The sequence below is a fragment of the Streptomyces sp. NPDC093109 genome, from assembly GCF_040701725.1.
GTDB lineage: Bacteria > Actinomycetota > Actinomycetes > Streptomycetales > Streptomycetaceae > Streptomyces.
Map to the genome: position 1 here is coordinate 185,462 of NZ_JBFBEZ010000010.1, position 7,312 is coordinate 192,773.

A 7,312-nucleotide genomic window follows, 5' to 3' on the forward strand; every position below is an offset into this window, starting at 1 on the left:
CGCCGGACTCGGGAATTCCCTAGTAACCACGGGAATTCTTGACACCGTACCCGGCGGCTTGCGAGCGTGCCGATGTCGATCGTCCGGACAGAAGCGTATTCGATGCGAGGTCCCACCGGCCGAGCTGTGCGTTTGGCCGGTCTCTCCGTGTAGAGAAAGGGGTTGGGTATGACCAGGCGTGCGCTGATCACCGGAATCACCGGGCAGGACGGTTCCTATCTGGCCGAGCATCTGCTCGCCGAGGGCTATCAGGTCTGGGGACTGATCCGCGGGCAGGCCAATCCGCGCAAGTCCCGGATCAGCCGGCTCGCCTCGAACCTGTCCTTCGTCGACGGCGATCTGATGGACCAGGCCAGCCTGGTGTCCGCCATCGACACCGTGCAGCCGGACGAGGTCTACAACCTCGGCGCCATCTCGTTCGTACCGATGTCCTGGCAGCAGGCCGAACTCGTCACCGAGGTCAACGGCATGGGGGTGCTCCGGGTCCTGGAGGCGATCCGCATGGTGAGCGGCCTGGGCGGCTCCCAGCGCAACGACGGCCACGGCCAGATCCGCTTCTACCAGGCGTCGTCGTCGGAGATGTTCGGCAAGGCGGCCGAGACCCCGCAGCGCGAGACCACGCTCTTCCACCCGCGCAGCCCGTACGGCGCGGCCAAGGCGTACGGCCACTTCATCACCCGCAACTACCGCGAGTCCTTCGGCATGTACGCGGTCTCCGGAATGCTCTTCAACCACGAATCCCCGCGCCGCGGAGCCGAGTTCGTGACCCGGAAGATCTCCCTGGCGGCGGCCGGCATCAAACTCGGACTCCAGGACAAGCTGCGGCTCGGCAACCTCTCCGCCGTACGGGACTGGGGCTTCGCCGGCGACTACGTACGCGCGATGCACCTGATGCTCCAGGCGGACGAGCCCGACGACTACGTGGTGGGCAGCGGCGCCATGCACTCCGTACGGGACGCCGTACGCATCGCCTTCGACCATGTCGGCCTCGACTGGCAGGAACACGTGGTCATCGATCCCGAACTGGTGCGCCCCGCAGAGGTGGAGATCCTCTGCGCGGACAGCCACCGGGCGCGCGGCCGGCTCGGCTGGCGGCCCACCGTGGACTTCCCCGCACTCATGCGGATGATGGTCGACGCGGACCTCGAACAGGTCGCCCGTGAACACGAATACGGGGATCTGCTGCTCGCCTCCAGTTGGTAACACACACGTCCAGCTGGTAACACACGCGCGCCGACCACACATACACGCGCATCAGCCGCAGGGCTCTCCGATGCGCGCACCGCGGTGATTCACGTTCCGCCGCTTCTGCCGCTGGCTGTCGAGATGGGTTGAGTTGAGATGGACAACGAACAGAAGCTCCGGGACTACCTCAAGCTGGCCACTGCGGATCTCCGGCGGACCCGCCGGCGCGTGACCGAACTGGAGACGGCCGCCCAGGAGCCGATCGCCGTCATCGGCATGACCTGCCGCTACCCCGGCGGCATCAGCAGCCCGGAGGACCTGTGGCGCATGGTCGCGGCCGGCGGGAACGGCATCACCCCCTTCCCCACCGACCGTGGCTGGGACCCCGAGGCGCTCGCCGCCGCCACCACCGGATCCGGCGGATTCCTGCACGAGGCACCCGACTTCGACGCCGACTTCTTCGGCATCTCGCCGCGCGAGGCCGTCGCCATGGACCCGCAGCAGCGCGTCGTCCTCGAAACCGCCTGGGAGGCGTTCGAACGCGCCGGCATCGACCCCGCCTCCGTCAAGGGCAGCCAGACCGGCGTCTTCATGGGCGCCATGGCCCAGGACTACCGCGTCGGCCCCGCCGACGGCGCGGAGGGCTTCCAGCTCACCGGTAACACCGGCAGTGTGCTGTCCGGCCGGATCTCCTACACCTTCGGTACGGTCGGACCCGCCGTCACCGTCGACACCGCCTGCTCGTCCTCCCTGGTCGCCGTCCACCTCGCCACCCAGGCGCTGCGCGGCGGCGAGTGCTCACTGGCGCTGGCCGGCGGGGTCACCGTCATGTCAGGACCCGCCACCTTCGTCGAATTCGGCCGCCAGGGCGGACTCTCCGCCGACGGCCGCTGCCGGTCCTTCGGCGACACCGCCGACGGCACGGGCTGGGCCGAGGGCGTCGGCATCCTCGTACTGGAACGGCTCTCCGACGCCCGCCGCCACGGCCACCACGTACTGGCGGTGGTCAGGAGCAGCGCGGTCAACCAGGACGGCGCGTCGAACGGACTCACCGCGCCCAACGGCCCCTCGCAGCAGGACGTCATCCGGCAGGCCCTGATCGGCGCCCGGCTCTCCGCCGACCAGATCGACGTGGTCGAGGCACACGGCACCGGCACCACGCTCGGCGACCCCGTCGAGGCACAGGCCCTCCTCGCGACGTACGGACAGGGCCGCCCCGAGGACCGGCCGCTGCTGCTGGGCTCCGTCAAGTCGAACATCAGCCACACACAGGCCGCCGCCGGGGTCGCCGGCATCATCAAGATGGTCATGGCCATGCGCCACGGCGTCCTGCCGCCGACCCTGCTCGCCGACACACCCTCGTCCCACGTGGACTGGTCGGCGGGCCGGGTCAGGATCCTCACCGAGAGCACACCGTGGCCCGAGACCGGCGCGCCCCGGCGGGCCGCCGTCTCCTCCTTCGGTATCAGCGGCACCAACGCGCACACCATCGTGGAACAGGCCCCGCGGGACCAGACTCCGGAGGACGCCGGCGGGGCTCCGGCGCGACGCGACGGCGCGCCCGGCACCGTACCCCTGCTCCTCTCCGGGCGGACCCGGGGGGCGCTGCGGGCCCAGGCCGCCGCGCTGCTGGCCGCACTGGACACCGACCCGGCGCAGGCCGTCCTCGACACCGCCCACTCGCTCGCCACCACCCGCACCGCCTTCGAACACCGCGCGGTACTCCTGGCGGCCGACCGGGACACGGCACGCGCCGCACTCGCCGCGCTGGCGGGGCCGGACGACGCGGACGAGCACGATGGCGCGGGCGATGTGGTGCGGGGATCCGCCGGCGGTTCCATGGGCGGCGCCATGGGCGGCGCCGGAAAGCTGGCGTTCCTCTTCACCGGCCAGGGCTCCCAGCGTCTCGGCATGGGGCGCGAACTCCACGCGCGTTTCCCGGTGTTCGCCCGCGCGCTGGACGAGGCGCTCGCCGCGCTCGACGGACAGCGGGACGCCGGCCGGCCGCTGCGCGAGGTGCTGTGGGGCGAGGACGCCGGAGCGCTGGACCGTACGGAGTACGCGCAGCCCGCGCTCTTCGCCGTCGAAGTGGCCCTCTACCGGCTCGTCGAGTCCTGGGGCGTCAAGCCGGACTATCTGGCCGGACACTCGATCGGCGAGATCGCCGCCGCGCATGTCGCCGGGGTCCTGTCCCTGACCGACGCCGCCGCGCTGGTCACGGCCCGGGGCCGGCTCATGCAGGCGCTGCCCGGCGGCGGCGCGATGGTTGCCGTACAGGCGGCGGAGGACGAGGTCGCCCCCCTGCTCGCCGGAGACACCGGCGCGGTGTCGATCGCCGCCGTCAACGGCCCGTCGGCCGTCGTCCTCGCGGGCGAGGAGGCGCGGGTCGAGGAGATCGCCGCCCTCCTGGCGGCCCGGGGACACCGGACGAAGCTGCTGCGCGTCTCCCACGCCTTCCACTCGCCGCTCATGGAACCGATGCTCGACGCGTTCCGCGACATCGTCGCCGGCCTGACCCTCCACGCGCCGCTGATCCCCCTGATCTCCACCATCACCGGCGCACCCGTGACCGTCGACCGGGTGACCTCCGCCGACTACTGGGTGGACCATGTCCGTCACACCGTGCGGTATGCCGACGGCGTCGGCCGGCTCGCCCGCCTCGGGGTCACGACCTACCTCGAACTCGGCCCGGACGGCGCCCTGTCCGCGCTCACCCGGGAGTGCCTGGACGCGGCGGGGGACACGGACGCGGTCGCGCTGCCCGCCCTGCGCGCCGGCCGCGACGAGACCCGTGCCCTCACCGCGGCCCTGGCCGGGCTGCACGTCAGGGGCGTCGCCGTCCGCTGGGACGCCTACTTCGAGGGCACCGGCGCGCGCCGCGTCGACCTGCCCACGTACGCCTTCCAGCGCCGCAGGTACTGGCCCAGGGGCGCCCAGGGACAGCCGGCCGAACTCCGGGCCGCGGGCCTCGGCGCCGCCCATCACCCGCTGCTCTCCGCCGCAGTCTCGCTGGCCGGCTCCGACGGCGTCCTGCTCACCGGACGGCTGTCGCTCCGGTCGCACCCGTGGCTCGCGGACCACACCGTGCACGGCGCGACCCTGCTGCCCGGCACCGCCTTCCTGGAGCTGGCCGTGCGCGCGGGTGACGAGGTCGGCTGCGACCGCGTCGAGGAACTGACCCTGGCCGCCCCGCTGGTCCTTCCCGAACAGGGCGCCGTCCAGGTCCAGTTGTGGGTCGGCAATCCGGACGGGTCGGGGCGGCGTACGGTCGACGTCTACGCACGGCCCGAAAGCGCCGACGGCGGCGAGGACGACGCGCCGTGGGTCCGGCACGCCACCGGGGCGCTGGTCGGCGCCGGCCCGCTCGGCGAACACCCCGGCGCGCGTGCGGACTTCGACGCCACGGTGTGGCCGCCGCTCGACGCGGAGACGCTCGACACCGACGGCCTGTACGAGCGGCTCGCCAGGGACGGCTTCACGTACGGACCGGTCTTCCGGGGGCTGCGGGCCGCGTGGCGGCGGGACGACGCGGTGTACGCGGAGATCGCACTGCCGGACACGGCGGCCGGCGTCACCGGGGCGGACACGTTCGGACTGCACCCCGCCCTGCTCGACGCGGCGCTGCACACGGCGTCCTTCGCCGGGCTGGGCGCCGGGAGCGGCGGCGCGCTGCCCTTCTCCTGGGAGGGCGTGTCGCTGCACGCGACCGGCGCCACGGCGCTGCGCGTACGGCTGACCCCGGTGGCCGAGGACGCGGTGGCGATCGCCGTGGCGGACGCCGCCGGTGAGCCGGTCGCCACTGTTGACTCGCTCGTTCTGCGCCCGGCCGCGGCGGAGCCGCTCGGCGGCGTGCGCGACGCGCTGTTCGGCGTGGACTGGGTCCCGCTGAAGGCCGCCCCGCACGCCGCGCACTCCCCGCGCTCGGTCGTCGTGGTCGGCTCCGACCTCTTCGGGCTCGCGGGCGGCGCCATCGCCGCGTATCCGGACCTCGCCACCCTGGCGGCGGGTGAAGGACCGACGCCGGACGTCGTCCTCGTACAGCTCGCCTCGGAACCCGGTGTGGATGTGGCGGGGGCGGCGCATGTGCTGGTGGGGCTTGTGTTGGAGCAGTTGCGGTGGTGGTTGGGTGAGGCCCGGTTTGCGGGTGTGCGGTTGGTGTGGGTGTCGCGGGGTGCGGTGGGTGGGGGTGATGTGGCGGCGGCTGCGGTGTGGGGGTTGGTGCGGTCGGCGCAGTCGGAGCATCCGGGGTGTTTCGGGCTGGTGGATCTGGATCCGGGCCCGGTGGCTGGTGTGGGGCTGGGTGCGGGTTCGCTGCCGTTGTGGGTTCTGGGTGTGGATGAGCCGCAGGTGGTGGTGCGGGGTGGTGAGGTCTGTGCGGGGCGTCTGGTGCGCCGGCCGGTGGCGGCGGTGGATGTGGACGCGTCGTTGGTCGGCTGGGGTGAGGGTGAGGTTCTGGTCACTGGTGGGACGGGTGGCCTGGGTGCGGTCGTGGCGCGGCATTTGGTGGTGGTGCATGGGGTGCGGCGTCTGTTGTTGGTGAGTCGTCGGGGCGCTGCGGTTGAGGGTGTCGGGGAGTTGGCGGCGGAGTTGTCGGCTCTGGGTGCGGTGGTGTCGGTGGTGGCGTGTGATGTCGCTGATCGTGCTTCGGTGGAGGCGCTGTTGGCGGGGCGTGTGGTGTCGGGGGTGGTGCATGTTGCGGGGGTGCTGGATGACGGGACGGTTGGTTCGCTGTCGGTGGAGCGGTTGGGTGGGGTGTTGCGGCCGAAGGTGGATGGGGCGTGGCATCTGCATGAGCTGACGCGGGAGCGGGAGCTCGGGGCGTTTGTGGTGTTCTCTTCGGTTGCCGGGGTGTTGGGGAGTCCGGGGCAGGGGGCGTATGCGGCGGGTAATGCGTTTCTTGACGCGTTGGTGGAGTGTCGGCGGGCTGAGGGTCTGCCGGGTGTGTCGTTGGCGTGGGGTCCTTGGGATCGTGCGGTTGGGATGACGTCGGGTCTGGCGGACTCCGAGGCGGATCGGCTTGTTCGTTCGGGTGTGTCGGCGTTGTCGGTGGAGGAGGGGGTGGCGCTCTTCGATATGGCGTTGGCCGGCGGGGATGCCGTATCCGTGCCCGTACGGCTTGATCTGCCGGTGCTGCGGGCACGTGGCGAAGTCCCGCCGATGCTCCGGTCGTTGATCCGTGCGCGGCGGTCACCTGCCCGACGGGTCGCCGTCTCCGGAGCGGGCACCGCCGGTGGGCTCGTGCAGCGGCTCGGCCGGCTCGACACGGCCGGCCGGCTGGACCTGCTCCTCGATCTCGTCCAGGGGCAGGTCGCGCTCGTACTCGGCCACGCGGGCGGTGCCGACATCGACGCGGCCCGCGCCTTCCGGGAGCTGGGCTTCGACTCGCTCACCTCGGTCGAGCTGCGGAACAGGCTCGCCACGGTCACCGGGCTGCGGCTGCCGGCGACGCTCGTCTTCGACTATCCGACCGTGCGCGACCTGGCCGCATACCTCCTCGACGCACTGCTCGGCACGACCGCCGAGACACCGGTCCCGGCGGCCCGGACCGCCGCGGCGGACGACGATCCGATCGTCATCGTCGGGATGAGCTGCCGCTATCCCGGCGGTGTGGAGTCGCCGGAGGATCTGTGGCGGCTGGTCACGGACGGCACCGACGCGATCTCCGGCTTCCCCGCCAACCGAGGCTGGGACGTCGAGGCGCTGTACCACCCGGACCCCGACCACCCCGGCACCGCCTACACCCGATCGGGCGGATTCCTGTATGACGCGGGGGAGTTCGACCCGGCGTTCTTCGGGATGAGCCCGCGTGAGGCTCTCGCTACGGACTCGCAGCAGCGGCTGCTGCTGGAGGCGTCGTGGGAGGCCGTGGAGCGGGCCGGGATCGACCCGTTGTCGCTGAGGGGGAGCGCCACTGGCGTGTTCGCGGGTGTGATGTACAGCGACTACAGCGCCGTGCTGTCGGACGAGGAGTTCGAGGGTTTCCGGGGCGGTGGGAGTTCGCCGAGTCTGGCGTCGGGTCGGGTGTCGTATGCGTTGGGTCTTGAGGGTCCTGCGGTGACGGTGGATACGGCGTGTTCGTCGTCGTTGGTGGCGTTGCACTGGGCGATGCAGGCGTTGCGTGGTGGTG

At 72.0% G+C, this 7,312-nt stretch carries 2 protein-coding genes; both read left to right on the forward strand.

Annotation, left to right across the window (positions count from 1 at the left end):
• Positions 1-168: 168 nt before the first annotated feature.
• The gene (locus AB0389_RS13065) at positions 169-1,203 is read left to right on the forward strand and encodes a GDP-mannose 4,6-dehydratase (protein WP_366395433.1); all 1,035 of its coding nucleotides are present in this window, start codon (positions 169-171) and stop codon (positions 1,201-1,203) included.
• Between the two features lie 138 nt (positions 1,204-1,341).
• The coding region (locus AB0389_RS13070) for a type I polyketide synthase (protein ID WP_366395434.1) at positions 1,342-7,312 on the forward strand (5,971 nt) is incomplete at its 3' end.